The organism is Streptomyces sp. WAC03905 (genome assembly GCF_057371075.1).
Window position 1 is genome coordinate 2,346,448 of record NZ_JBXYDZ010000003.1, and the last position, 26,095, is coordinate 2,372,542.

A 26,095-nucleotide genomic window follows, 5' to 3' on the forward strand; every position below is an offset into this window, starting at 1 on the left:
CCGGCGGCCGCCGCTCCGGGCGGGCCGGGCCCGGCTCCTCGCGCGGGGGAGCACGTGCCCGGCCCCTCACGCAGGGCCCCTCGCGCCGGGGGGGGGGGGCACGCAGCCGGCCTCGGGCTTCGGCCGGAAAACCGTCCCGGCCGGCGGCGCAGCCCCGATAATCGGCGGGGAAGACCGCACCACCGAGGGAAGGGCCACCCATGGGCACCCAGCAGGAGAAGGACGAGCTGTACGCGCTCGACATCAGCGGTGTGGAGTGGGAAGGGCCGCCGGGGACCAGCCCGGACGAGGAGCGGGTGGAGATCGCGCGGCTCCCCGAGGGGGCGGTGGCGATGCGGTCCTCGCTGGACCGGGAGACGGTGCTGCGCTACACGGCCGCCGAGTGGGAGGCCTTCGTGCTCGGAGCCAGGGACGGCGAGTTCGACCTGGACCGCCACCAGCCCTGAGGGGCTGAGCGGACGCCGATGGGGCGCGCCCGGCACGGGCGCGCCCCATCGGCGTTGCGGGACCCGGGGGCCGGGTCCCCGGCCGGGCTCAGTAGGCCTCGGTGAAGAGCGTCGAGGCCCGCTTGTCGGTGGCGCGGTAGTCGTCCTTGCCGCGTTCGATCAGCTTGGCGACCTTCTCCAGCTCCGCGTGCATGGTGTCGGCCTTGGCCTTGTACTTCTTCTGCAGGGTGACGTACTCGCGGTGCGCCTCGCCGTCCCAGGTGTCCGTGACGACCTTCACGGCCTGCTCCATCTCGGCCAGGTCCTTGAGGATGTTCCCGGAGACGACCCGGATGCGGTCCGCCATCTGCTGAACGGTCTCGTACCGGACCCGGGTCCCGTCGTTCGCCGTCATGTTCTTCTCCTTGTCGCTACGGCCGAATGGAAAGGGGGGCGCTGATCAGATGCCGTCGAGGCCCGAGCGGGGGCCGGAGCCGGACGTCGGCTGGACGGCGTTCTTGAACGCGGCCCGCACCTCCTCGTCCTGTGCGTTGCTGAGGTTCTTGGTCTGCGCCACCGCGTTGTGCAGGACGCCGAGCAGCCGGCGGATCTCGTCGTGGCTGTCGTTGAGCGTCGTCTGGGCCGTGATGAAGCCCGACGCGCCCACACCGGTCCAGCCGGCGCTCACGGTGGCGATGATGTCGGCAAGCTCGCGGGCCTGCTTGGAGACGGCGGTTCCCGTCTCCTGGATCTTGTTCTTCGCCTGGACGACCGGATCGTCCGCAAGTCCGAAGGTGTTCGTGCTCATCGAAGCTCCTCACTTCTCAATTCGCCGGCAGAACCGGCGGATTGCGCAGCGGGGCGGGCGTGCCTGGCGCGGATGTGTGCCACGCGCTCCGGACCGTCCCCCTCCGCTTCACGCGATCCCCCGATCACACTCGTGAAGCCTGGTGTCACTCTAGTCAGTTCATGGACCGGCCCCAACACCGGTGGCCCGCTTCCGCGGACGAACTGTGCCTGTTCACTGCAAACGACGTCGGCGGCTCCGGGCGTCCCGGACCACCGTGGCGGTTCCCGCGATGACGGCGATCAGGACGGCGCCGATGCCGAGAGCGTACGTGCCGTAGCGCTCCTGGCGTTCCTGGGCCGTCTCGGTGAGCCGGAGGGGCGCTGCCTGCGGGGCCGCCGCCGGGGGCGGGCCCGGGTCCGGGACGGGGGCCGTGGGCGGCTGCTGGTCCTGGCTGACGGCGCGGACCGGGTCGACGACGCCCCAACCGACGTAGTCGTCGCGGCCGTTGACGGCACGTTCGGCCGTGTTCTGGATCTGCCAGATGATCTGCTGCGCGGACCAGTCCCGGTGTTCGGCGCGCAGCAGGGCCGCGAGTCCGGCGACGTAGGGGGCGGAGAAGCTGGTGCCGTTGTCGATGCACTGGCCGAAACCCGGGACGGTGGAGACCATGTCGACGCCGGGCGCCGCCACCGCGATGAAGTCGCCCGGCTGGGAGAAGACGGCGCGCTCGTTGTTGCGGTCGGAGGCGCCGACGGCGAGGACTCCGGGGAAGGCGGCCGGGTACGTCCTGCGCTTCTGGCCGCTCATGCCGTCGTTGCCCGCCGAGGCCACGACCACGATGTCGGCCGCGACGGCCTTCTGGACGGACTTGCCGAGCTCGGAGTCCGCGGACAGCTGGACGTCGGTGTCCTGGGAGATGTTGATGACCTGGGCGCCCTTGGCCACCGCGTGGTCGATGGCCTGGCTCAGGGTGAGGGCGTTGCCCTTGCCCTGCCCGTCGTTCTGCCGGATGGGGATGATGGTGGCGTCCGGGGCCAGGCCGACGAAGCCGGTGCCCTCCTGGGGGCGGGCGGCGATCAGCCCGGCGACCTTGGTGCCGTGGCCGATGGTGTCGGTGGTGCCGTCGCCGCCCTTGGGGTCGACGAAGTCCTTGCCCGCTCCGACGTCGACGGCTCCACTGAGCTGCGGGTTCGCCCGGTCGACACCGGTGTCGATGACGGCGACCCGGATGCCGGCGCCGTTCTTGTCCTTGCCCTTGGTCTGCGCCCACAGCTCGTCGAGGAGGAGGCGCTGGAGGGCCCAGGGGCGGTCCGCGATCTGTTTCTTCATCGGGAAGGTGCACTCCCCCGCGCCGTCGAGCCGCAGGGGGTGCGGCGGCTGCGGCGCGGCGGCGGACCCCGTCCCGGCCGCGCCGCCGGCGGAGAGGGTGAGGGCGAAGGCGGCGGCGAGGAGCGCGCGCCGGGGGACGCGGTGCTGGAGCATCGGCGGCTTCCTCACGAACCCTGGGGCTGACGGGCGGAGTTGGTGTCCAGCCGGGGGCCCTTGGAGAGGAACTCCGACCAGGCGATGGGCACCATGGCCGGGGTGACCCCGCCGTAGCCGAGCCGGACCTGCGCCTGACTGGCCTCGGGGCGGCCGTCGCCGCCCGTCTTGGTCTGGTCGGGGGCGCCGATCTTCGACTGCTCGCTGTCGCTGTCGCCGTTGGCCTGGACGGCGTACCGCAGGCCGGTGTCGGTGACCAGGAAGAGGGAGCCGCCGGCCGTGGTCTGCTTGCCCTGCACCTGGGTGTAGAGCAGGCCGGAGCCCGGGGTGACGTACGCGCTCGTGCCGCTGGCGGTGATGTCGACGGGGTAGCCGGTGCCCGCCCAGGTGCTCAGCGTCTGGTTGCCCTGTCCGTCGACCGAGCGCAGGACGTTGCAGACGGTGTCGCGGTTGTTGGAGCCGCTCGTCTGCGTACCCGCGGGCGGTGTCGTCCGGTTGATGCGCTCGGTCTTCCTCTGCGGCCATTTGACGTCGCCGGCGAACGCGGTGGCGTCGGGGTCGAGCGACTGCAGGTCGACCTCGCGGGGCTTGCCGTGCATGTTGAGGCCGTCGGTCGCGGGGGCCGAGATCAGCAGCCAGGCGACGAAGTCGGATACCGGTGCGACCTTGCCGGGCAGGACCACGTAGTGCTGTGCGCCGGAGCCGGTCTGGGCCTTGAGCACCATGCCGACCTTGTTGTCGGCGGTGTTCAGGCCCTTGACGCCGGCGTCGGCGCCGGCCCTGCCGGGGAGCGCGGGAAAGGCCAGGTCGGCGCCGGAGTTGAGGGTTCCCAGCCATTCCGGGCCGACCTGCTGCGCAGTGGCACCGGTGCCGACCAGGGCGTTGGTCATCGTTCCGGCGGCCGGGGTGCCCTCGGGGAACTTGTACTTCGTACCGGTCGCGTCGACCAGGTAGCGCTCCTTGCCGGGGCCGGTGCTCTCCACGTACAGCGACTGGGTGTCGGTGAGCCTGCGGGCGTCGTCCGTCACGGACGCCTCGCGGTCGGCGAGGACGAAGGTGGCGGTCTGCACGCCGCGGCCGTTGCCGCCCGGCTGCTGGCAGACGGCCCAGCGCTTGGCCTTGGCCGCCTCGGCCTTGGAGGGGAGCCGGTCGGGGGCGTAGGGGATGCCGATGATGGGTCCGCGGGGCGGCCTGCCCGCGTCGAGGACCTTGTCCTCGACCTGTACGACCTTGAACTTCTGCGGGTCCAGCAGGAGTCGGGCGGAGGCGAGGTTCAGCACCGGGTGCAGGCGCGTCTGGTCCTTGCCGCCCACCTTCGTCGTGAGGACCACGTAGCGGGTCGTGGAGTCCTTGCCGACGATGACCTTCGTGCCGGGTTCGTCCCAGCCCTTGGGGGCGGTGGGCTTGAACATGCCCCAGGCCCCGAACCCGGCCAGGACCAGGGCCCCGACGACCATCCCCGGGAGGACCGCGCGCAGCGGGCGGGGGGCACCCTCCTCGGTACCCGTGGCGGAGGGCTGGAGGAACGCGGCCACCGTCCGCCGCTTCGCAAAGGTGTACGCGTTTAGCTCATCACGTCGTGATGCCATGACCGTCTGCTTCCCCCCGCACGGCCCGGCCGGTGAGTACGGTCCCCGGGCCTCGATTGTCGGACCGGGCACCTACTATGCCTCTTGACGGACGGTATGCAGGGGCCGGGTAGGGTGAGCCAGCCGCTCCGCGCCTCCCGCACCGGGGCAATCAGGGCTTGTTGGGGTGGATTGGGGAGGTTCCGGGGTCCCGCGACGGGTGTCGCGCACCGCCGGAACCCATGATGTCTGGCCCTGGAGAGGGGAAGTGCGCGAGTGATGGCCACGGCGGCGGAGCCACGGACCGGCGCGCCCGCACCCGCACGCGGCGGGGTGACACCGCACCCGAAGTCGAGCCCCGGCCGCTTCGGACCGTTCCGACTGCAACAACTCGTACTGCTCCAGGTCGCGGTGGCCGGACTGCTCGTGGCGTGGGTCGTCGAGCCCCTGCTCCTGGTCCCCGCCGGCGTGCTCGCGCTCGTCCTGGTGGTGCTCGCGGTCGTCCGCCGCCACCAGCGCTCCCTGCCGGAGTGGATCGGCAGCGCGCTCGCCCTGCGCGCACGCCGGCGCAGGGCCTCGTCCTCCACGGTGCCCGCCGGTACCGAACCGGGCCTGGCCCCGCTGGTGGAGGCCGATCAGGCCCTGCGCACCCTGACCTTCAGCGACCGTGACCGGCGGCCCGTCGGCATGGTCGGCGACGGCACCTTCCTGACCGCGGTGGTCCAGGTGGACACGGACGCCACCGCGCTGCGGCCCGACCGGGCGGCGCGGCCGCTGCCCCTCGGCGTCGTACGCGACATCCTCGAAGTGGACGGCATCCGGCTGGAGTCCGCGCAGCTGGTGCAGCACACCCAGCCGGCGCCGGCGCCGCACCTGCCGGAGCGCTCGATGGCCACGCGCAACTACGCCCCACTGCAGGCCCGTACGGGCACGCCCGCCGTGCGGCTGACGTGGATCGCGCTCAAGCTGGACCCGGAGCTGTGCCCCGAGGCGGTCACCGCCCGCGGCGGCGGTCTGGCGGGCGCGCAGCGCTGCGTGGTGCGCGCGGCGGACCAGCTGGCCAGCCGGCTGGCCGGCGCCGGTTTCAAGGCCACCGTGCTGACCGAGCAGGAGCTGACGGCGGCCCTGGCCACGTCCTCCTGCGCGAACCCGATGGCGATCACCCAGGCCGGCCGGTCCGCGGGCACCGGGCGGCGCACCGAGGAGACCTCGCGGACGTGGCGCTGCGACGACCGCCGGCACACGACGTACTGGATAGGCCGCTGGCCGCAGTTGGGCGGTGCGGGTGCCGCGGCGCTGCCGCAGTTCGTGGCGCTGCTGACCTCCCTGCCCGCACTGGCGACGAACTTCAGCCTGACCATGGCCCCGGCGGAGCGGCAGGGCGTGACCCTCACCGGACACGTACGGGTGACAGGTCGCAGCGACGAGGAACTGATCACGGCACGCCGGGAGTTGGAGAGGACGGCGCGGGGCGTGAAGACGGGACTGGTCCGGCTCGACCGCGAACAGGTGCCGGGGCTGCTGGCTTCGCTGCCGCTGGGGGGCGCGCGATGAGGGGCGGTTTCGGTCTGGTCGGCCCGCGGCGGGAGCGGCACGTGGTGCCCGCGGCGGACCTGGACGCGCTGGCGGTGCCCGTCGGGGACGACGGGGTCGTCATCGGCGTGGACGCCGAAGGACGGTCGGCGGTGCTCGGCATCAACCGGCCCACCCCGTACGAGGTGACGCTGATCGGCGGCCTGTGGACGGCGCAGGTGCTGGCGCTGCGCGCGGCCGCCACGGGTGCGCGGGTCGCGGTGGAGACCGGGCGCGGGCAGGTGTGGTCGGGGCTGGCCCAGGCCGCGGGCGGCGGGCAGCAGTGCGTGACCCTGCACGAGGTGGGCCGGATCCCGCCGCAGGGCGCCTCCGCGGGCAGCCCGGTCCTGGTGGTGCGTGACTGCGGGATGCGGCCGCCGCGCGGCCGGGTGGTCGCCGGGCCGTGGCAGTCGGTGCTGACGCTGCTGCCGTACCTGAGCCCGACGGCGCCGCGCTTGCTCCAGCAGTCGTCGCTGGTGGGCGTGCAGCGCGTGTCCCCCGACGAGGCCGAGCAGATCGGCCGCCTGATGCGGCTGCCGCGTCAGGCGGTCGCCTCCCTGCCGACCCTGGGCGACGGGGTGACGCTGTGGTGCACCCCGCGGGACCGGCAGTTCGTGATGACGCAGGGGACCGAGGCGGAGACCGGCCTGCTGGGCGCGGCGCGCCGGATCGACTGACGCGTCGGCGCCCCCTCCCCCGTGGAGCGGGACGCGGCGGACAGGGGCGACGCGCCCCGATTAGGCTGGACGTCGGCGCGGCGTGGGTGGGCGCCGGAGCAGTGTTCGACAGACCAGGAGGACCAGTGAGCGGCGATCGGAACGAGAGGCGCGGCGGGACGTGGGACGTCCCGACGGACGATCAGTCCGACGCGGAGCCCGAGATGACGGGCGAGTTCACCATCGACTACACCCCGCCGGCCTGGTACACGCAGAGCGCGCCTCCGGCGCCGCCGGCCGCGCAGGTGCCGGGGCTGCCCGAGGGGAGCGGCTTCGAGCCGCACCGCCCGTCGGACCTGGAGTCGCCCTCGACGATGCGGATCGCTCCGCCGGCGCCGCGGACCCCGTCCGACGGCATCGGCGCGGCCCCGCCGTTCCCGCTCGCGGCCGACCCGGCTCCGGCACCGTCGCCGGTCCCCGAGCCGCCGTACACGGCTGCGCCGCCGGCCCCGTACGCGGCGGGCCCGTCGGCCCCCGCCCCCGCCACCGCCGAGCCGGTCGTGGCCCCGGCTGACGCGCCCGCGCCCCCGGCCCCGGAGCCGGTCGTGGCGCCCGAGCTGCCGTACCCGGCGGCCCCGTCAGCCCCCGCCCCCGCCACCGCCGAGCCGGTCGTGGCTCCGGCTGACGCGCCCGCGCCCCCGGCCCCGGAGCCGGTCGTGCCGCCCGAGCTGCCGTACGCGGCGGCCCCGTCAGCCCCCGCCCCGGCCGCCGCCGAGCCGGTCGTGGCTCCGGTTCCCGAGCCGGCCCCGGCCCCCGTCGAGCCCGCCCCCGCGGTGTCCCAGGTCCCGCTGCCGGTTCCGGCTCCCGAGCCGCCGTACGCCGCTCCGGGCCCCGTCGACGCGGCCCCCGCGGCGCCCGCGCCCGAGCACGCGCCCTCCGACGCCGCGCCCCCGTTCGCCCCCACCCCGGTCCCGGAGCCGGCCGACGCCGTGCCCGCGTCGTTCGCGGACCTGCCGCCCGCTCCCGCCGAGGGGATCCCCGTACCGCCTCCCGCCGAGCAGGCGGCGGCACCGGCTTCCGCCGAGAGCCCCTTCGGTGCGCCTCCCGGTGAACTGCCGCCGCTGCCGCCCGCATTCGCGAACCAGGGCTACGGCTTCCCGCCGCCCGGCCCCGCGCCCGCCCCCCAGCAGCCGCAGCCCCCGCAGCCACAGCCGCCGTACGACCCGCGCGCCGCCGGTCAGTGGGGCGCGGGCCCGGGCCAGCAGCCTCCCCAGCCGCAGCCCCCGCAGCCGCAGCCGCAGCCGCAGCCGCACGACCCCCGGTACGCGGCCCCGCCCACCGGCGGCGGCGCGCCGCTCGGCTACACCGCCGCCGTCGAGCTGTCCTCGGACCGGCTGCTGCGCAACAAGCAGAAGCCCAAGAGCAACAACAACGGCGCGGGCGGCGGCCTCTTCCGCTTCGGCGGCAAGGCGGCCGAGGCCGAGCGGCGCCGCAAGCTGGAGCTGATCCGCACCCCGGTCATGTCCTGCTACCGCATCGCCGTCATCAGCCTCAAGGGCGGCGTCGGCAAGACCACGACGACCACCGCGCTCGGCGCCACCCTCGCCACCGAGCGCCAGGACAAGATCCTGGCCATCGACGCGAACCCCGACGCCGGCACCCTCGGCCGCCGCGTCCGCCGCGAGACCGGCGCGACGATCCGGGACCTGGTCCAGGCGATCCCGTACCTGAACTCGTACATGGACATCCGCAGGTTCACCTCGCAGGCGCCCTCCGGTCTGGAGATCATCGCCAACGACGTGGACCCCGCGGTCTCCACGACCTTCAACGACGAGGACTACCGCCGCGTCATCGAGACGCTGGGCCGCCAGTACCCGATCATCCTCACCGACTCGGGCACCGGGCTGCTGTACTCCGCCATGCGCGGCGTCCTGGACCTGGCCGATCAGCTGATCATCATCTCGACCCCGTCCGTGGACGGCGCCAGCAGCGCCAGCACCACCCTCGACTGGCTCTCCGCCCACGGCTACGCGGACCTCGTCTCCCGCTCCCTCACCGTCATCTCGGGCGTCCGCGAGACCGCCAAGATGATCAAGATCGAGGACATCGTGCAGCACTTCGAGACCCGCTGCCGCGGTGTCGTCGTGGTGCCCTTCGACGAGCACCTCGCGGCCGGAGCCGAGGTCGACCTCGACATGATGCGCCCCAAGACCCGCGAGGCGTACTTCAACCTCTCCGCCCTCGTGGCCGAGGACTTCCTGCGGGCCCAGCAGCAGGCCCCGCAGACCCACTGGGGGGCGCCGCAGCAGCCCCACCAGCCCCAGGCACAGCCCCATCCCCAGCAGCCGCAGCACCACCAGCCGCAGCCGCCGCCCCAGCCGTACGGTCAGCCCCAGGGCCAGCCCCCGTACCAGCAGCCGCCCCAGCCGCAGCAGCCGGGACCGTACGGCCAGCCCTACCCCCAGCCGGGGCAGCCCTGGCAGCAGCCCCCCGCCGCCCCGCAGCAGCCCCAGCAGCCGCCGCGCGACCCGCGTCTCGGCTGACGGCCGCCGCGCGCCGGACACAACGGGCGAGGGCCCGTACCACCCGGGGATCCGATCCGGATCCGGGGCGGTACGGGCCCTCGCCCGCACGCGCGCAGGCGCGTCAGCGCTTCATGTCGTAGGCGTCGGTCAGCACCCGCGCCCGCTTCACGTCGTCCGCGATCGCCTCCAGCAGCCCGTCCAGCGACTCGAACCTCGCCATCCCGCGCACGTAGGCGAGGAAGTCGACGGCCACGTGCTTGCCGTAGAGGTCCAGCCCGACCCGGTCGATGGCGTACGCCTCCACCGTCCGCTCGGTCGCGTCGAACTGCACGTTCGTCCCCACCGAGATCGCCGCGGGCATCCGCTCGCCGTCCGCCGTCAGCCAGCCCGCGTAGACCCCGTCCGCCGGGATCGCCGTGTGCGGGCGGGTCTCGACGTTCGCCGTGGGATAGCCGAGCTCGCGGCCGCGCTGCGCTCCGCGCACCACCACGCCCTCGACCCGGTGCGGGCGGCCCAGGACTTCGGCCGCACCGTCCATGTCGCCCTCGGCGACCAGCCGGCGCGCCAGCGTCGAGGAGAACGGCACGCCGCCGCCCGCCGTGCCGCGCTCCACCAGGTCCACGACCTCGACCTGGTAGTCGTACGTGGAGCCCAGCTCGCGCAGGAAGTCGACGTCGCCCGCGGCCCGGTGTCCGAAGCGGAAGTTCGGACCCTCGATGACGGCCCGGGCGTGCAGCTTGTCGACGAGCACCTTGACGATGAAGTCCGCCGGGGACAGCTGCGAGAACTCGGCGGTGAACGGCAGGATCAGCAGCGCGTCCACGCCCAGTCCGGCCATCAGCTCGGCCCGCCGGTCGTAGGGGGCCAGGATCGGCGGGTGGCTGCCGGGGCGGACGACCTCGCTCGGGTGCGGGTCGAAGGTGACGACGACGGACGGGACGCCGAGCTCGCGCGCGGTGGCCACGGCCCGGCCGATGATCAGCTGATGTCCCCGGTGCACGCCGTCGTAGGAGCCGATGGTGACGACGCTGCGTCCCCAGTCCTGGGGGATGTCCTCCAAGCCACGCCAGCGCTGCACTGTGACCGCTCCTCGCCCGAACCCGCTTGGTCCTTGAACTGATTGCCGATTGCAGGTCTAAGACTGCCATGCCGGGGGCCGCTGCCACGCATCGGCGTCCGGGCCGGGCGGCCCCGCCGGGCCGCCGTCGCCGGCCTTCACGTCACATCGGCGGCGGCCCTGCCGAGGGTCTCCACGGTGCGCCGGGCGCTCGGTCCCAGCAGGGCCGTGGCCTCGGTGACCGACTGCGCCAGCCAGCGGGCCACCAGTGCCCCGAAGGCCGGCCGGGCCCGGGACAGCTCCACCGTGCGCAGCTCGAAGACCGCAGGGCCGCCGGGGGCCCGCAGCAGCTGCCGCCCGGTGCGCCGCAGCAGCTCCCGCGTACGCTCCTCCGGGCGCGCCGCGGCCCCCGCCGCGACCGCCCCGAGGAACGCGTCCAGCACGCGCGGGTCGGTCTCCTCGCGCAGCAGTACCGCGGCCAGATCGGCGCGCAGCGCGTACGAGGCCTCCCCGCCCGGGGCGGCCAGTACCTTCGCGAGCTCGGCCCGCACCCCGGGCGGCGCGGTCCGCAGCAGGTCCAGCACGAGCGGGCGCAGCGCGGGTGCCGCGGCCGGTCCCTGTTCCAGCCGCCGGTCCACGAAGGCAGCGGCGTGCGGCGCGTCACCGGGGGTGCGCGCGAGGTGCTCCCGTACGAGTTCGGCCGCGCGCCGGGCCAGACCCGGGGTGGTCAGGGCGGCCAGGGCGCGGAGCACCTCCCCGTCGGCGCGGGCCCGCAGGGCGGCGAACACCTCGTCCTGTTCCGGGAGTACGGGCAGGGCCGCAACCAGCGCCGCGGCGGGCAGCCGGGAGCCCGGATCGGCGCCTGCGAAGGAGGCCAGGGCGTCGGGGAGGCAGCGGGCGCGCACCTGTGGGTCGCGCAGCAGCACGGCCAGGGCGCTGCCGTGCAGGGTGACGTCGGCGGGCCGGGCGAGCAGCGCCCCGGCGGCGCGGCGCAGCAGCTCCCGGTCGGCGGCGGTGCGGACGTGCGGGGCGGCGGCGAGGCCGTAGGCGGCGGCCGCGACCCGGCGCCCGGGCCGTTCGTCGCGGGCCCAGCGGTCCACGGCACGGCACAGGACGGACGGCTCCTCCTCGGCGAGTACGGCGAGCAGCTCGTCGGCGTGGGGGTGCGCGGCGTTGACGAGGGCCTCGGTGAGGTCGTCCGGGGCGAGGCGGCGGTGGGTGTGCAGCAGGGCCTGCGCGGCGGTGGCCACGGTGGCGCCGGGCCGGCCGCGCAGCCGGCGGCCGTCGCCGAACCAGGCGCAGAGCAGCGGCTGCACGCGGCGGGGGTCCCGGGCCAGCCGGCGGGCCACCACGTCGAGGCAGCGGTCACCGGGGACCGCCTCGGCGGGGTCGGCGGGCAGCAGGCGGCGCAGCAGGTCGAGGCGGTCGGCCTCGGCGAGCCGGAGCGCGTTCCAGAACCAGCCGCCGAACTCCCCCGGGCCGGCCCGGGACACGTGCTCGGCGAGGGCGTGCAGGACGGGGAGCTGGGGGTGCGCGTCGGGGAGGCGGAGCAGGGACTCGCGCAGCAGCCGGGCGGCCCACCACTTGCGGTCCGCGTCGGCGCCCGCCGGGTCCTCGGCGCAGTCGTTCAGGGCGTGGACGAGCCGGGTGAGCTCCTCGCGGAGCCGGTCCGGGGCGAGTCGGGCCAGGGCTTCCAGGACGGGCCCGATCCGGTGCCGCGGGACGGGCGGCTCCGGCCGGGCCGGGCCGTGGACGAGGACGTCGAGGGCCGGGGGCACGTCGAGGTGGCCGGCCTGGATCCAGTCGGACAGCTCCTCGTGGGCGAAGCGGTAGCCGGACCCGGCGGGCACCAGCAGCCCTTCGGTGAGGACGGCGGAGGCCCAGCCGGTGCGCCACGGGAAGAGTTCCTCGAAGGCGGCCCGGTCCAGCTGCCCCTGCCCGGGTCCCAGGCAGCGCCGCGCGGCCTCGTGCACCCGGCCGGCGACGCGGGCGGCGAGCCGGCGGACGCCGGGGCCGTGCACGGGGGCGGCTGCGGCCCCGTATCCCCCGGCTGCGGCCCCCGCCCCGGCCCCCGCCCCGGCCCCGGGGGACGCGGCGGCGATGCGGACGGCCGTGCGCAGGCACAGCAGGTCCAGGTGCGCGGCGAAGACCTCGTCGCGGCCGGGTCGGCCGGCGGTGACCTCGGCGGCGCGGATCCCGGCGAGCAGGTGCAGGGTGAGCGGGTGGCGGGCGTCGGCCTCGCGGACTGCGTCGGCTGGGATACCGAGCCGGGCGCGGGCGGTCTCGGCCTCGGCGGCGGTGAGGTCCGGGACGGGGAGGGCCGGCGGCAGCCGACGGGCCGGGCGGGCCGGGACGTACAGCGCGTCGGGCGGGTACAGGGCGCCGGCCCGCTCCCAGTACTCGGGGCGGGCGGCGACGACGAGCCGGGCCCCGGTCGCGCGCAGCCACGCGGCGGTGGCCGCGGTCCAGGGTCCGGGGCGGTGGGCGAGCCCCGGCGGCATCTCCTCGGGGGCGTCCAGGACGACGAGGAGCGGGCGCCCGGCGCGGGCCACCAGGCGGGCGAGGTCGGTCGCCGTCCCGGCGGGGCCCCGGCCGGGCTCCGGTCCGGCGGGCCACCCGGCCGGTGATGTCCCGCCGGGGCCCGGCTCCGGTCCGCTGCGCTGCCGGGCCGGCCTCGCACCGCCCCGGCCGGGGTCCGGCAGGAGGTGCCGCCCGGTCGGCGGGGTCCCGGCGGGGCCGGGCGCGCGCCGGGCCGCCCCCTCGGGCGCCGTACGGTCGGGCGCCGTACGGTCGGCGGGGGCGGACGGTGCGGCGGGGGCGGACGGTGCGGCAGAGGCGGACGGTGCGGCGGAGGCGGACGGTGCGGCGGAGGTGCGTGCGGCGCCCTGCGGGGAGCGCTCCGGCACGCACCCGGCACCGTCGGGATCGTCCGGGGCCGCCTCCACGATGCGGGTCGCCCGGGTCAGGGCCCGGGTGGCCGCGTCGGCCAGCGAGGCGTCGGTGGCGTGCAGGTCGGCGCCCCGGAGCCAGAGGGTCGGGGCGGGACGGGCTCCGCGGGCCCGGCGGAGGCTGAGGGCCGTCAGCTCCGTCGTGCGGCCGGTGCCGGGGGTGCCCACGAGGCCGAGCACCGGGCGGTCGCCGGCCGTGAAGGCGTCCAGTTCGGCGGCGATGCGGGGCCGTTCCACCGGCTCGGACGGCCGTGCCGCGCCCAGGGTGGTCGCGGTCAGTTCCAGCGCCCCGGCGAGGTTCAGGTCGGCGCCCCGGCCCGGCACGGTCGCGGCGTTGCGTGCGAGCACCGCCGCGAGCGGGCCCCGCGGATCGGCGTCGGCGGCCGCCCGCAGCGCCACCGCGAAGCCGCCGGAGCGGTGCTCCGTGCGCAGGGCGGTGCACAGGACGGCGAGCACCGCTCCGGTGGTGGCGTCCAGGACCGGGCCTCCGCAGGCCTCACGGCCCTGGGCGAGGGCGTCGCGTCCGTCGGTGCCGATCGCCAGCTCCACCGCGGGCAGCGCGCCGGCCGGCCCGTACGCGACGTGGGCGGCCCCCAGTACCCGTGCCTGGCGCCAGCCACGCGCCGGGAGCCGTACGTAGGTCCCCGGTTCGATCGACTCGCGCCGCGCCACCGGCAGGGGCCGCACCCCGAGGCCGTCCGTGCGCACGAGGGCCAGTGCGAGGTGCGGCAGGGGGGTCACGTCGGCCGCCTCGGCCGACCAGGTCCGCCCGGGGGCGTGCAGCAGCACCCGGGTCAGGCCGTCGACGGCCTCGTGACTGGTGACGACCGTTCCGCGGTCGTCCGCGACGAACCCGCTGCCGCGCTCCCGCCCGGCCGGATCGCAGATCTTGACGAGTTCCGCCATGGCCGCACCACTCCCCGCAACGCCCCGTGCTCACGACGGTAGGCAGCTGAAGATCAGCACGAAAAGCACACGTGGCGAACGCGCCCCCTTACGCTCCCTCCATTCACTCCGAGCGCCTGCTCGGACGGGTGAATAGCGGGGTCCGGGTGGATAGAGACCTACCCGAGGGGGGTCGTGGAGCGGTGAGCGGCACGGCAGGTGCGCTCACCGCTCCACGTCAAGGATCAGACGAAGACCGCGAGGGACTTCGCCTTCCCGTTCTTGCTCTCGACGAGTCCGAGGAGCACGCCCTGCGGTCCGAAGACCGCGACGGTACGGCCGTCCCCGTACTCCTCCGGCATGTCGATCCGCACGCCGTTGGCGAGCAGCGAGGCCCGCCGGGCGTCCAGGTCCCAGCGCGGGAAGGCGGCGGCCGCCGCCTCGCCGATCGGCATGACGGTCAGCTCCTCCTGGAGCTGGTCCAGGGTGCGCGCGCGGTCGAGCTTGTACGGGCCCACGCGCGTGCGGCGCAGCGCCGTCAGGTGTCCGCCGACGCCGAGGTCGGCGCCCAGGTCACGGGCGAGGGCGCGGATGTAGGTGCCGCTGGAGCAGACGACGGAGACGACGAGGTCGACGACCCTGGTGCCGTCCTCGGCCTCCGCCTCCCGCATGTCGTACACCTGGAACGACGAGATGGTCACCGGCCGGGCCGGGATCTCGAAGTCCTCGCCGTCGCGGGCCCGCTTGTAGGAGCGAACGCCCTTGATCTTGATCGCGCTGACCTTGGACGGGACCTGCATGATCTCGCCCGACAGCTTGGCGACGCCCGCGTCCACGGCGTCCCGGGTGACCCCGGTGGCGTCCGTGGAGGAGGTGATCTCGCCCTCGGCGTCGTCCGTCAGGGTGTTCTGGCCCAGCCGGATCGTGCCGAGGTACTCCTTCTCGGTCAGTGCGAGGTGGCCGAGGAGCTTGGTGGCCTTCTCCACGCCGAGGACGAGCACGCCCGTCGCCATGGGGTCGAGAGTGCCGGCGTGGCCGACGCGGCGGGTCTTGGCGATCCCGCGCATCTTGGCGACCACGTCGTGCGAAGTGAAGCCGGACGGCTTGTCGACGATGACAAGGCCGTCCGGCGTCTTCCCTGCTTCGGTGCTCATTCCGCGGCTGCGTCCTCGTCGGAGTCGTCGTCCTCGCCCGGCTTCTTGTACGGGTCGGCGTCGCCGGCGTACTGGGCGCCCGAGGAGACCTCGCGCACCTGGGCGTCGGAGGTCCGCGCCTTCTCCAGGAGGTCCTCGATGGTCTTGGCGTTCTCCGGGAGGGCGTCCGCGACGAACGTGAGGGTGGGCGTGAACTTGGTGCCCGCCGCCCGGCCGACCGCGGAGCGCAGGACGCCCTTGGCGCTCTCCAGGCCCGCTGCCGCGCTGGCGCGGTCCTCGTCGTCGCCGTAGACCGTGTAGAAGACCGTGGCCTCCCGCAGGTCGCCGGTGACCCGGGTGTCGGTGATGGTCACGTGCGTACCGAGGCGGGGGTCCTTGACACCGCGCTGCAGCTTCTCCGCCACCACCTCCCGGATGAGGTCCGCCAGCTTCTTCGCCCGCGCATTGTCGGCCACTGGTCCGTCTCCTTCTTTTCTTGCAGACAAGCAATCAGTCTTCATCACCGTGGAGGCGCCGTCGTACGGACAGCAGCTCCACTTCCGGACGTGCCGCGACCAGCCGCTCGCAGCGGTCCAGTACGTCCGAGAGGAACCCCGCGTCCCCACTCACCAGCGCGACCCCTATGCGGGCCCTGCGGTGCAGATCCTGGTCGCCCACCTCTGCCGCGCTCACGGAGAACTTTCGCTGGAGCTCGGCGACGATGGGCCGGACGACGGAGCGTTTCTCCTTCAGCGAGTGGACGTCGCCGAGGAGCAGGTCGAAGGACAGAGTCCCCACGTACATGCAGTTCCGGATGTCCCGCCGGTGCGGGTTCGGTGGCCTGCCGGGCCGTCGCCCGGCAGGATCACCCGGCGCTCGCGCGGCCGGGTCACCAGAACCGTACACGCAACGGCCGGGGCCGATCGACGGATATTCCGCCGACCGGCCCCGGTGTGACGCGTTACGACACGGTGCGAACCGCCTCGCGCTTACGCGCGGGGCTTCTCGCGCATCTCGTACGTCGCGATGACGTCGTCGATCTTGATGTCGTTGAAGGAACCGAGGTTGATACCACCCTCGAAGCCCTCGCGGATCTCGGTAACGTCGTCCTTGAAGCGGCGCAGACCGGAGATGGTGAGGTTCTCCGCGATGACCTTGCCGTCGCGCAGCAGACGCGCCTTGGTGTTGCGCTTGACCTCGCCGGACCGGATGAGGACACCCGCGATGTTGCCCAGCTTGGACGAGCGGAAGATCTCGCGGACCTCCGCCGTACCGAGCTCGACCTCTTCGTACTCCGGCTTGAGGAGACCCTTCAGGGCCGCCTCGATCTCCTCGATGGCCTGGTAGATCACCGAGTAGTAGCGGACGTCGACGCCCTCGCGGTCCGCCATCTGCGCGGCGCGGCCGGCAGCACGGACGTTGTAGCCGATGACGATGGCGTCGGAGCCCATCGCCAGGGCGATGTCGGACTCGGTGACCGCACCCACACCGCGGTGCAGGACCCGGATGTCGACCTCTTCACCGACGTCGAGCTGGAGCAGCGAGGACTCCAGGGCCTCGACCGCACCGGACGCGTCGCCCTTGATGATGAGGTTGAGTTCCTGGACCAGACCGGCCTTGAGCACGGAGTCGAGGTCCTCGAGGGACACGCGACGGACGCGCTTGGCGAAGTTGGCGTTGCGCTCGCGCGCAGCACGCTTCTCGGCGATCTGACGGGCCGTGCGGTCCTCGTCGACGACGAGGAAGTTGTCGCCGGCGCCGGGGACGTTGGTGAGACCCAGGACCAGGACGGGGGTCGACGGACCCGCTTCCTCGACGTTGTTGCCCTTGTCGTCGAGCATGGCGCGCACGCGGCCGTAGGCGTCGCCCACGACCATCGTGTCGCCGACGCGGAGGGTACCGCGCTGGACGAGGACGGTGGCGACGGCACCGCGGCCGCGGTCGAGGTGGGACTCGATCGCAATACCCTGAGCGTCCTGCTCCGGGTTGGCGCGCAGGTCGAGGGAGGCGTCGGCGGTGAGGACGACGGCCTCCAGCAGGGAGTCGATGTGCAGACCCTGCTTGGCGGAGATGTCGACGAACATCGTGTCGCCGCCGTACTCCTCGGCGACCAGACCGAACTCGGTCAGCTGACCGCGGACCTTGGTCGGGTCGGCACCCTCGACGTCGATCTTGTTGACCGCGACGACGATCGGGACGCCGGCGGCCTTGGCGTGGTTGAGCGCCTCGATCGTCTGCGGCATGACGCCGTCGTTGGCCGCGACCACGAGGATCGCGATGTCGGTCGACTTGGCACCACGGGCACGCATGGCGGTGAACGCCTCGTGACCCGGGGTGTCGATGAAGGTGATGCGACGCTCTTCGTCATTGACCTCGGTGGAGACCTGGTACGCACCGATGTGCTGCGTGATGCCGCCGGCCTCGCCCGCGACGACGTTCGTCTTGCGGATGGCGTCGAGCAGTCGGGTCTTACCGTGGTCGACGTGACCCATGACGGTCACGACCGGCGGACGCGGCAGGAGGTACTCCTCGCCGCCCTCGTCCTCGCCGAACTCGATGTCGAAGGTCTCCAGGAGCTCGCGGTCCTCCTCCTCCGGGCTGACGATCTGAACTTCGTAGTTCATCTCGCCCGCGAGGAGCTGGAGGGTCTCGTCGGAGACGGACTGCGTGGCAGTGACCATCTCGCCGAGGTTCATCATGACCGCGACCAGCGACGCCGGGTTGGCGTTGATCTTCTCGGCGAAGTCGGTGAGGGACGCGCCGCGCGACAGGCGAACAGTCTCGCCGTTGCCGCGGGGCAGCATCACGCCGCCCACGGACGGGGCCTGCATGGCCTCGTACTCCTGGCGCCTCTGACGCTTCGACTTGCGGCCGCGACGGGCCGGACCGCCGGGACGGCCGAAGGCACCCTGCGTGCCACCACGGGCACCGGGACCACCGGGACGCCCGCCGAAGCCGGGACGACCGCCACCACCGGCGCCGGCCGGGCCGCCGCCGAAGCCGCCGCCACCCGGACGGGGACCGCCGAAGCCGCCGCCGCCCGCGGGACGGGAGCCGGGACCGGCCGGACGGCCGGCGAAGCCGCCGCCGCCGGGACGACCGGCGCCACCGGGACGGGGACCGCCCGCACCGGGACCACGGCCACCGGGGCCGCCGCCGGGACGGGGACCGGGACCACCGGCAGCGGGACGCTGCGGCATCATGCCCGGGTTGGGACGGTTGCCGCCGGGAGCACCGCCCGGACGCGGGGCGCCGCCCTGCGGACGGGGCATGCCGCCCGGGGTCGGACGGGCGCCGCCGGGACCCTGCGGACGCGGAGCGCCGCCGGGACCGCCCTGCGGACGGGGAGCACCCTGGCCGCCGCCGGCGCCGGGGGCGCCGGGACGCGGGGCTCCGGCCGGACGGGGCGCCTGCGGGCGCGCCATGCCGGTGGAGCCACCGGAGGTGAACGGGTTGTTGCCCGGACGGGGACCGGCCGGACGGGCGCCCTGCGGGCGCGGTGCCTGGGCACCGGGGGTGCCGGCCGGACGGGCCGGGGCACCGGGGGTGGCACCGGTCGGGCGCGGGGCGCCGGGTCGGGCACCGCCCTGGCCGGGGCCGGCCGGACGCTGCTGCGCCGGACGGGGGCCCGGGGCCGCGGCGGGACGCGCCGGGGCGGCCGGGGCCGCCGGAGGCGCGGAGAACTCGGTCGCCACGGGCGCCGCCGGAGCGGGCTTCGGGGCGGCCGGAGCCTTGGGGCCGGGACGCGGGCCGGGGGCGGCCGGCGTCACGGGTGCTGCGGCCGGGGCCTCGGCGGCGGCCGGCTTGGGGGCCGGTGCGCCGGGCTTCGGGGCAGCAGGACGTGCCGCAGCGGCCGGGGACGGCGCTGCGGGCTTGGCGGGCGCGGCCTTGCGGGGCGCGCCGGGCTTTGCAGCGGACTTGCCGGCGTTGCCGCCGGGCCCCTGCAGTGCGTCAGTCAACTTGCGTACAACCGGCGCCTCGATCGTCGAGGACGCCGAACGGACGAATTCACCGAGTTCTTGGAGCTTGGCCATGACGACCTTGCTCTCCACCCCGAACTCCTTGGCGAGTTCGTATACCCGGACCTTAGCCACTTCGCTCCTTTTAGGTCCGGGTTACGCCGGACCGTCGCTACTTCATGGGCGTACTCATCGCGTACTCATCGAGTGCTCATCGCAATCTCGACCTACTTCCAACTCGCGAGGTACCTGACCGCACGGGGTATCCGTGCCGTACTACTTCTCTACGCTGTGGTCCCGGCTTTCCCGGCCACGGCATTGCGCAGGTTCGCCGTGTCGAGCGCTCCGGCGGACCTGAGGGCCCGGGGGAACGCCCGGCGGCGGACCGCCTGGTCGAGGCAGACCACGGCGGGGTGCACGTACGCACCCCGGCCGGGCAGCGTACCGCGAGGATCGGGGACGCATTCGTCCTCGACCGCCACGATCCGCAGCAGATCGCTCTTGGCCGCTCGCTCCCGACACCCCACACAGGTGCGTTCGGGGCGTGCGCGGGCTTGCGTCCGGCCAGACACGCCTAAGTCTACCTCCCCGTACCGACCTCTCCCCCGACGAGTGTCGGAGTAAAAATCGAACGGCTGTCGTGTTGTCTTGATCCGCTGCCCTCGGCAGCGGCCGTCCCGACCCTGTCTACCGTCGGGGTAGCCCCGGCCGGTACCGGTTTATTCCCCGTCCCGGTCCCGGTCGGCGTCCGGGGACGCCTCGGTGTCGGGGCGGATGTCGATGCGCCAGCCGGTGAGCCGCGCGGCGAGGCGGGCGTTCTGCCCCTCCTTGCCGATGGCCAGGGACAGCTGGTAGTCGGGCACGGTCACCCGGGCGGAACGGGAGTCCCAGTCGACGACCTCGACCTTGCTCACCCGGGCGGGTGACAGGGCGTTCGCGACCATCTCCGCCGGGTCGTCCGACCAGTCGACGATGTCGATCTTCTCGCCGTGCAGTTCGGCCATGACGTTGCGCACGCGGCTGCCCATCGGGCCGATGCAGGCGCCCTTGGGGTTCAGGCCCGAACGGGTGGACCGGACGGCGATCTTGGTGCGGTGACCGGCCTCACGGGCGATCGCCGAGATCTCGACGCTGCCGTCGGCGATCTCCGGGACCTCCAGCGAGAACAGCTTCTTCACCAGGTTCGGGTGGGTGCGCGAGAGGGTCACGGACGGGCCGCGGACACCCTTCGCCACCCGCACGACGTATGCCTTCAGGCGCAGACCGTGCGGGTAGTCCTCACCGGGGACCTGCTCCTGCACCGGCAGGATGGCCTCCAGCTTGCCGATGTCGACGAGGACGTTCTTGGGGTCCTTGCCCTGCTGCACGACGCCGGTGATGACGTCGCCCTCACGGCCGGCGAACTCGCCGAAGGTCAGGTCGTCCTCGGCGTCGCGCAGACGCTGGAGGATCACCTGCTTGGCGGTCGTCGCGGCGATCCGGCCGAAGTCCGACGGCGTGTCGTCGAACTCCTTCGGCTCCTGTCCCTCTTCGAGGTCCCTCGGGTCCTCCGTCGCCCACACGACCACGTGACCGTTGGTGCGGTCCAGCACGACGCGGGCGCGGCGGAAGCTCCCCTCGGTGCGGTGGTACGCGATGAGGAGGGCCGACTCGATCGCCTCGACGAGCAGGTCGAAGGAGATCTCCTTCTCCCGGACCAGACCCCGCAGGGCACTCATGTCGATGTCCATGGCTACGCCTCCTCTTCCTTCTTGTCCTTGCGGTTGAACTCGATCTCGACACGCGCCTTGGCGATGTCGGTGAACGCGATGCGGCGGGCGGTGGCCTTGCGGCCCTTCACGCCCGGTACTTCGAGGTCCATGCCCTCGTCGTCGACGTCGAGGATGCGGGCGACCAGTTCCCCGGCGCCCTTCGCGTCCTCGGCGGACAGCTGGAACTTCACGAGACGGCCGATGGCCCGTACGTAGTGGCGGTGCTCGGTCAGCGGGCGGTCCGCGCCCGGGGAGCTCACCTCGAGGACGTACTCGTCCTCGCCCATCACGTCGGAGTCGTCGAGCTTGTCGGAGACCTCACGGCTCAGCTCGGCACACGCGTCCAGCTCCACGCCCTCGTCGGAGTCCACGATGATCCGCAGCATCCGGCGCTTGCCCGCCCGCGACAGCTCGATCTCTTCGAGGTCCAGGCCCTTGGCGGCGACGAGCGGCTCCAGCAGTCCGCGCAGCCTGTCGCTCTGGGTGGTGCTCATCCGGGTGACTCCTCGGCCGCGTGTGCTGTTGTGGTTTCCGTCGTGTGTCAGGTCAAAGGGTATCCGGTGTCGGAGGGTGTTGCCGTCCGCCCTCCCACGAGGGCCCCGGGTACCGTGATCACACCCTGCCCCGCCCCACACCCCCGAGGACGACGCCGTGCCCTGGACTCCGCCTTCGAGACCTTCGCGCAGGAGCCTGCTCGCCGGGGCCGCCGGTGCGGCCGGCGCCGCGCTGCTGACCGGGTGCACCGACGACCGCTCGGCGGCCTCCGACCCGGCGATTTCACTCGAACGGCGGATGCGGGAGGCCGCCGTTCGTGACAGCGCTCGACTGCTGGAACGTTACGACGCCACCGCGGCCGCCCATCCGGACCTGGCGGCGCGGCTGGCGCCGCTGCGGGCCGCGGTCGCCGCGCACGCGACGGCCCTGTCCCCCGCCGCCGTGTCGGGCCGGCCGTCCCCGGTTGCGTCTCCGTCCGGCGGTACGGGGGCGGCAGCGCCCGCCGCGAGCGGCGAGCCGGTGCCCGCGAAGCCCGCCGAGGCCGTCACCGCCCTCGCGGACGCCGAGCGGAGCCTGTCCGAGGCCCGGACCATCGACCTCGCCGGGGCGCCCGGGGAACTGGCCCGGCTGCTGGCCTCGGTCGCCGCCTGCGGCGCCGTGCACGTCCACCTGCTGACCTCGACCCCCGGAGCCACGCCGTGAAGCCCGAACCCTCCCCCGCCGGACGGGCCCTGGAGGCCGCCCAGGCGGCCCTCGCCGCCGAGCACGCGGCCGCGTACGGGTACGGGGTCATCGGCGCGCGCACCACCGGCGCCCGCGCCACCGAGGCCCGGGAGGCGTACGGCAGCCACCTGGGGAGGCGGGACGCACTGGCCCGGACCGTGCGCGAGCTGGGCGGCTCGCCCCGGCCCTCGGAGGCGGCGTACGCCCTGCCGTTCGAGGTGCGCGGCCCCGCCGACGCCGAGCGGCTGGCCGCGGTGATCGAGGACCGGGTGGCCGGCGCGTACTCCGATCTGGTGCGGGCGGCGGAGGGCCCGCTGCGCCGCGAGGCGGCCGACGCGCTGAGCGCCGCGGCCGTGCGCGCGGCACGCTGGCGCGGTGTCGGCGTAGCCTTCCCTGGGCTCACCGAACGCGCACAGTGAGCCCTCACCAGCTGAAAGGGACCACGCACGCATGGCTTTCGAACCGCCGCAGCGGCTTGTACGGGCGCTCGGCGAGATGCCGGGAACGGCGCAGGACACGGAGTGGCTGGGGCAGTTGCCCGGGCTCACCGAGGCCGCGCTCTCCCGGCGGGGCCTCCGGGCCCGGCGGGTGCAGGCCCCGGGCGGCCGCAGCAGTCTGGTCGTCCTCGCCGCCTACGCGGACGGGACCCCGGCCGCGCTGAAACTGGCGCCCCCGCACGCCCGGCCCGACCGGGAGTTGGCCGCGCTGGCGCACTGGGGCGGCTTCGGCGCCGTACGGGTCCTGGACACCCGCCACCACGAGGACGACGGGGCCCTGCTGCTGGAGCGGCTGCACCCGGAGGTGTCGCTGCGTTCCCTGCCGGAGGCGAAGGCCCTGCTGGAGGCGAGCGGCACGCTGCGCCGGCTGTGGGTGGCGCCTCCCGCCGGGCACGGCTGGGAGACCGTGGCGGAGCGTACCGGGGCCCGGTCCGCGGCCCTGGAGGCGGCCCCGGAGGAGGTGCGGGCGCTGGCCGGGGCGGCGCTGGCGGCGCGCGAGGAACTGCTGGCGGCCCCGCCGGAGGCCCTGCTGCTGCACGGGAACTTCCGGCAGGGCAAGGTCCTGGCGGGCGAACGGGCCCCGTGGCTGACCGTGGGCCCCGACCCGCTGGTCGGGGAGCGGGCCTACGACCTGGCGCGGCTGGTCCGGGACCGGCTGGAGGACCAGGTGGCCTCCTCGGCGGGGGCGGCGGGCGCCCGGCGCCGGGTGAACAAGCTCGCCGACGCCCTGGAGGTGGACCGGGACCGGCTGCGCGGCTGGACCCTCTTCCGGGCGGTGGAATCGGGCCACCGCGCCCTGACGGCCGGACGCCGCCGCGAAGCGGAACTCCTCCTGGAGTTCGCCGCCTGGCTGTAGGGCATACCGTAAATACAACGGTATGTCCGGCAGGGGGCCGTCATGGTCGAGGAACTGCTGACAGCAGTGGTCGCCGCGGGTGTGGGCGTCGTGGTCTACATGGGCGCCGCCGCCCGGGTGGTGAAGCAGTACGAGCGCGGCCTGGTGTTCCGCTTCGGCAGGCTGCGGGAGGAGATCCGGCCCCCCGGCTTCACGGTGATCGTTCCCGTGATCGACCGGCTCCGGAAGGTCAACATGCAGATCGTGACACTGCCGGTGCCCGCCCAGGAGGGCATCACCCGGGACAACGTCACGGTCCGGGTCGACGCGGTCGTGTACTTCAAGGTCGTCGACCCGGCGAACGCGGTCGTGGCGGTGGAGGACTACCGCTTCGCCGTCTCGCAGATGGCGCAGACCTCGCTCAGGTCGATCATCGGAAAGTCCGACCTGGACGATTTGTTGTCCAACCGCGAGATGCTCAACCAGGGCCTGGAGCTGATGATCGACAGCCCGGCGGTGGGCTGGGGCGTGCAGATCGACCGGGTCGAGATCAAGGACGTGTCGTTGCCGGAGACGATGAAGCGGTCGATGGCACGGCAGGCGGAGGCGGACCGCGAGCGCCGGGCCCGCGTGATCAACGCGGACGCGGAGCTGCAGGCCTCGCACAAGCTCGCCGAGGCGGCGGAGGTCATGTCCGAGCAGCCCGCGGCGCTCCAGCTGCGCCTGCTGCACACGGTCGTGGCGGTCGCCGCCGAGAAGAACTCCACGCTGGTGCTGCCGTTCCCGGTGGAGCTGCTGCGTTTCCTGGAACGCGCCGCCCCGCCGCCCGCGGCCGCCCCCGCGCGGGAGGAACCGGCCTCGGCCGGCCCGGCTTCCGAAGGCCCCGGGCCGGTCGAGGTCGACGGGCCGGTGGCGCCGGCCGCCGTCGACGCCGCGAAGGGGGACGGGGCGGCGGCCGTCGGACCGGCGGCGGAGCCGGCCCTGGAGGCCGCCGAGCCGCCGTCCCCGCACCCGGACGAGTCCCCGCCGTAGCCGCTGCGCGGGGCCCCGGCCCGCCCTCAGGCGTCGGCGGGGACCGGCTCGCGGAGGCGGGCGAGGGCTTCCGGCAGGGGGAGTTCCTCGCGGGTGCCCGTGGCGCGGTTCTGGAGTTCGACGACTTCGTCGGCCGAGCGGCGGCCCGCCACCAGGATCCACGGCACGCCGATCAGCTCCGCGTCCGTGAGCTTCACGCCCGGGGAGAGCCCGGGCCTGTCGTCCAGCAGCACCCGCAGGCCCGACGCGGCCAGGGCCGTCGCCGCCCGCTCGGCCAGCGCCAGCGGTACGGCCTTGCCCGCCGCGACCACGTGGACGTCCGCCGGGGCCACCGCCGCCGGCCAGCACAGGCCCCGCTCGTCCGCCGTCTGCTCGGCCAGCGCCGCCACCGCGCGGGAGACGCCGATGCCGTAGGAGCCCATCGTGACCCGGACCGGCTTGCCCTCGCGGCCCAGTACGTCGAGCCCGAAGGCGTCCGCGTACTTGCGGCCGAGCTGGAAGATGTGCCCGATCTCGATCGCGCGGTCGAGCCGCAGCCCGGCGCCGCAGGAGGGGCAGGGGTCGCCCGGCTCCACGACCACCACGTCGAGGTACCGGTCGACCTCGAAGTCCCGGCCGCAGACCACGTTGCGGGCGTGCGTGTCGGGCCTGTTGGCGCCCGTCACCCAGGCGGTGCCCGGCGCGACCCGCGGGTCGGCGAGGTAGCGGACCTTCTCCAGGCCCTGCGGGCCCACGTAGCCGCGTACGAGGTCGGGCCGGCCGGTGAAGTCCTCGGCGGTGACGAGCTCGACGACCGCGGGGGCCAGGTGCTCGCCCAGCTTGCCGAGGTCCACCTCGCGGTCTCCGGGCACGCCCACGGCCACGATCTCGCCGTCGACCTTCACCAGGAGGTTCTTCAGCGTCGCCGAGGCGGGGACCCCCAGGTGCGCGGCGAGGGTCTCGATCGTCGGGGTGTCGGGGGTGTCCACCTCCTCCAGGGCCGGGTGCTCCGCGGACACGGGGGTCAGCGCGAAGGTCACGGCCTCGGTGTTGGCGGCGTAGTCGCAGGAGGGGCAGTCCACGAAGGTGTCCTCGCCGGCCCCGGCGGGGGCCAGGAACTCCTCCGACGCCGAGCCGCCCATCGCCCCCGACACGGCCGAGACGATGCGGTGGTCCAGGCCGAGCCGCTCGAAGATGCGTACGTAGGCCTCGCGGTGGAGCCGGTAGGACTCCTCCAGGCCCTCGTCGGAGACGTCGAAGGAGTAGGAGTCCTTCATCTGGAACTCGCGCCCGCGCAGCACGCCCGACCGGGGCCGTGCCTCGTCCCGGTACTTGGTCTGGATCTGGTACAGCATGACCGGCAGGTCCTTGTACGAGGTGCACTGGTCCTTCACGACCAGGGTGAAGATCTCCTCGTGGGTCGGCCCGAGCAGGTAGTCCGCGCCCTTGCGGTCCCTGAGCCGGAACAGCAGGTCTCCGTATTCGGTCCAGCGGCCGCTCACCTCGTACGGCTCCTTCGGCAGCAGGGCCGGGAGCAGCACCTCCTGGGCGCCGATGGCGTCCATCTCCTCGCGGACGACGCGGCTGACGTTGTCCAGGACCCGCTTGCCGAGCGGCAGCCACGTCCACACGCCGGCCGAGCTGCGCCGGACGTATCCGGCCCGGACCAGGAGCCGGTGGCTGAGGGTCTCGGCGTCGGCCGGGTCCTCGCGGAGGGTCTTGGCCATGAGGCGGGACATGCGCTGTACGTGGTGAGTGGACATGCCCGGGAGGTTACCGGGGG

General features: G+C 74.3%; 22 protein-coding genes. 8 read left to right on the top strand and 14 right to left on the bottom strand.

The genetic code is table 11. From position 1 onward, the window contains the following. Positions 1–200 precede the first annotated feature (200 nt). On the top strand, positions 201–446 hold the full coding sequence (locus AC2RP6_RS12850; protein ID WP_189973222.1) for a DUF397 domain-containing protein: 246 nt from the start codon (positions 201–203) through the stop codon (positions 444–446). Positions 447–534: 88 nt separating this feature from the next. On the opposite strand, the gene AC2RP6_RS12855 is transcribed toward AC2RP6_RS12850, so the two are convergent. From AC2RP6_RS12855 to eccB, 4 genes are all read right to left on the bottom strand, one after another. Beyond that, positions 535–840: a WXG100 family type VII secretion target gene (locus AC2RP6_RS12855; RefSeq protein WP_486446360.1), complete on the bottom strand. Its 306-nt coding sequence runs from the start codon at positions 838–840 to the stop codon at positions 535–537. A gap of 45 nt (positions 841–885) precedes the next feature. Beyond that, positions 886–1,233, bottom strand: a complete 348-nt coding sequence (locus AC2RP6_RS12860; RefSeq protein WP_387117245.1) for a WXG100 family type VII secretion target — start codon at positions 1,231–1,233, stop codon at positions 886–888. A 213-nt stretch (positions 1,234–1,446) separates the two neighbouring features. Continuing rightward, positions 1,447–2,697, bottom strand: coding sequence for a type VII secretion-associated serine protease mycosin (gene mycP, locus AC2RP6_RS12865; protein WP_486446361.1), 1,251 nt, complete (start codon positions 2,695–2,697; stop codon positions 1,447–1,449). Between the two features lie 11 nt (positions 2,698–2,708). Then, positions 2,709–4,286, bottom strand: a complete 1,578-nt coding sequence (gene eccB / locus AC2RP6_RS12870) for a type VII secretion protein EccB (protein ID WP_486446362.1) — start codon at positions 4,284–4,286, stop codon at positions 2,709–2,711. A gap of 258 nt (positions 4,287–4,544) precedes the next feature. On the opposite strand from eccB, the gene eccE reads away from it, so the two are divergent. From eccE to AC2RP6_RS12885, 3 genes are all read left to right on the top strand, one after another. After that, positions 4,545–5,819: a type VII secretion protein EccE gene (gene eccE / locus AC2RP6_RS12875; protein ID WP_486446363.1), complete on the top strand. Its 1,275-nt coding sequence runs from the start codon at positions 4,545–4,547 to the stop codon at positions 5,817–5,819. Beyond that, positions 5,816–6,514, top strand: coding sequence for a hypothetical protein (locus tag AC2RP6_RS12880; RefSeq protein ID WP_486446364.1), 699 nt, complete (start codon positions 5,816–5,818; stop codon positions 6,512–6,514). Before eccE ends, AC2RP6_RS12880 begins: the two co-directional genes overlap by 4 nt. 125 nt (positions 6,515–6,639) lie before the next feature. Then, positions 6,640–9,036, top strand: a complete 2,397-nt coding sequence (locus AC2RP6_RS12885) for an SCO5717 family growth-regulating ATPase (RefSeq protein ID WP_486446365.1) — start codon at positions 6,640–6,642, stop codon at positions 9,034–9,036. Between the two features lie 103 nt (positions 9,037–9,139). Here AC2RP6_RS12885 and AC2RP6_RS12890 read toward each other — a convergent pair whose 3' ends face one another. From AC2RP6_RS12890 to rimP, 9 genes are all read right to left on the bottom strand, one after another. Continuing rightward, positions 9,140–10,096 carry a bifunctional riboflavin kinase/FAD synthetase gene (locus tag AC2RP6_RS12890; RefSeq protein ID WP_486446366.1) on the bottom strand — a complete coding sequence of 319 codons (957 nt, stop codon included), beginning with the start codon at positions 10,094–10,096 and terminating at the stop codon, positions 9,140–9,142. Between the two features lie 137 nt (positions 10,097–10,233). After that, on the bottom strand, positions 10,234–13,929 hold the full coding sequence (locus AC2RP6_RS12895; RefSeq protein WP_486446367.1) for a serine protease: 3,696 nt from the start codon (positions 13,927–13,929) through the stop codon (positions 10,234–10,236). Between the two features lie 224 nt (positions 13,930–14,153). Then, positions 14,154–15,062 carry a tRNA pseudouridine(55) synthase TruB gene (truB, locus tag AC2RP6_RS12900; protein ID WP_486446368.1) on the bottom strand — a complete coding sequence of 303 codons (909 nt, stop codon included), beginning with the start codon at positions 15,060–15,062 and terminating at the stop codon, positions 14,154–14,156. Next, the gene (gene rbfA / locus AC2RP6_RS12905; protein ID WP_486446369.1) at positions 15,059–15,517 is read right to left on the bottom strand and encodes a 30S ribosome-binding factor RbfA; all 459 of its coding nucleotides are present in this window, start codon (positions 15,515–15,517) and stop codon (positions 15,059–15,061) included. Before rbfA ends, truB begins: the two co-directional genes overlap by 4 nt. Before the next feature lie 34 nt (positions 15,518–15,551). Beyond that, on the bottom strand, positions 15,552–15,845 hold the full coding sequence (locus AC2RP6_RS12910; RefSeq protein ID WP_030651158.1) for a DUF503 domain-containing protein: 294 nt from the start codon (positions 15,843–15,845) through the stop codon (positions 15,552–15,554). Between the two features lie 185 nt (positions 15,846–16,030). Next, positions 16,031–19,135 carry a translation initiation factor IF-2 gene (infB, locus tag AC2RP6_RS12915; protein WP_486446370.1) on the bottom strand — a complete coding sequence of 1,035 codons (3,105 nt, stop codon included), beginning with the start codon at positions 19,133–19,135 and terminating at the stop codon, positions 16,031–16,033. A 149-nt stretch (positions 19,136–19,284) separates the two neighbouring features. Continuing rightward, entirely contained in the window at positions 19,285–19,572 is a 288-nt protein-coding gene (locus tag AC2RP6_RS12920; protein WP_486446371.1) for a YlxR family protein, read from the bottom strand. Between the two features lie 147 nt (positions 19,573–19,719). After that, complete coding sequence (nusA, locus tag AC2RP6_RS12925; RefSeq protein ID WP_486446372.1) at positions 19,720–20,730, bottom strand: transcription termination factor NusA; 1,011 nt, start codon at positions 20,728–20,730, stop codon at positions 19,720–19,722. Between the two features lie 2 nt (positions 20,731–20,732). Next, complete coding sequence (rimP, locus tag AC2RP6_RS12930) at positions 20,733–21,245, bottom strand: ribosome maturation factor RimP (RefSeq protein WP_486446373.1); 513 nt, start codon at positions 21,243–21,245, stop codon at positions 20,733–20,735. Positions 21,246–21,402: 157 nt separating this feature from the next. Here rimP and AC2RP6_RS12935 point away from each other — a divergent pair, with 157 nt between their 5' ends. From AC2RP6_RS12935 to AC2RP6_RS12950, 4 genes are read left to right on the top strand one after another with little or no spacing between them, the layout of a single operon-like run. Then, on the top strand, positions 21,403–21,948 hold the full coding sequence (locus AC2RP6_RS12935; RefSeq protein ID WP_486446374.1) for a hypothetical protein: 546 nt from the start codon (positions 21,403–21,405) through the stop codon (positions 21,946–21,948). Next, a complete protein-coding gene (locus AC2RP6_RS12940) occupies positions 21,945–22,388 on the top strand; it encodes a ferritin-like domain-containing protein (RefSeq protein ID WP_486446375.1) in 444 nt (147 codons plus the stop codon). The genes AC2RP6_RS12935 and AC2RP6_RS12940 overlap by 4 nt, the downstream gene beginning before the upstream one ends. Before the next feature lie 31 nt (positions 22,389–22,419). Further along, the gene (locus AC2RP6_RS12945) at positions 22,420–23,322 is read left to right on the top strand and encodes an aminoglycoside phosphotransferase family protein (RefSeq protein WP_486446376.1); all 903 of its coding nucleotides are present in this window, start codon (positions 22,420–22,422) and stop codon (positions 23,320–23,322) included. A 42-nt stretch (positions 23,323–23,364) separates the two neighbouring features. Beyond that, the gene (locus AC2RP6_RS12950) at positions 23,365–24,333 is read left to right on the top strand and encodes a slipin family protein (protein ID WP_486446377.1); all 969 of its coding nucleotides are present in this window, start codon (positions 23,365–23,367) and stop codon (positions 24,331–24,333) included. A 26-nt stretch (positions 24,334–24,359) separates the two neighbouring features. On the opposite strand, the gene AC2RP6_RS12955 is transcribed toward AC2RP6_RS12950, so the two are convergent. After that, the gene (locus AC2RP6_RS12955; protein ID WP_486446378.1) at positions 24,360–26,075 is read right to left on the bottom strand and encodes a proline--tRNA ligase; all 1,716 of its coding nucleotides are present in this window, start codon (positions 26,073–26,075) and stop codon (positions 24,360–24,362) included. Positions 26,076–26,095: the final 20 nt, after the last annotated feature.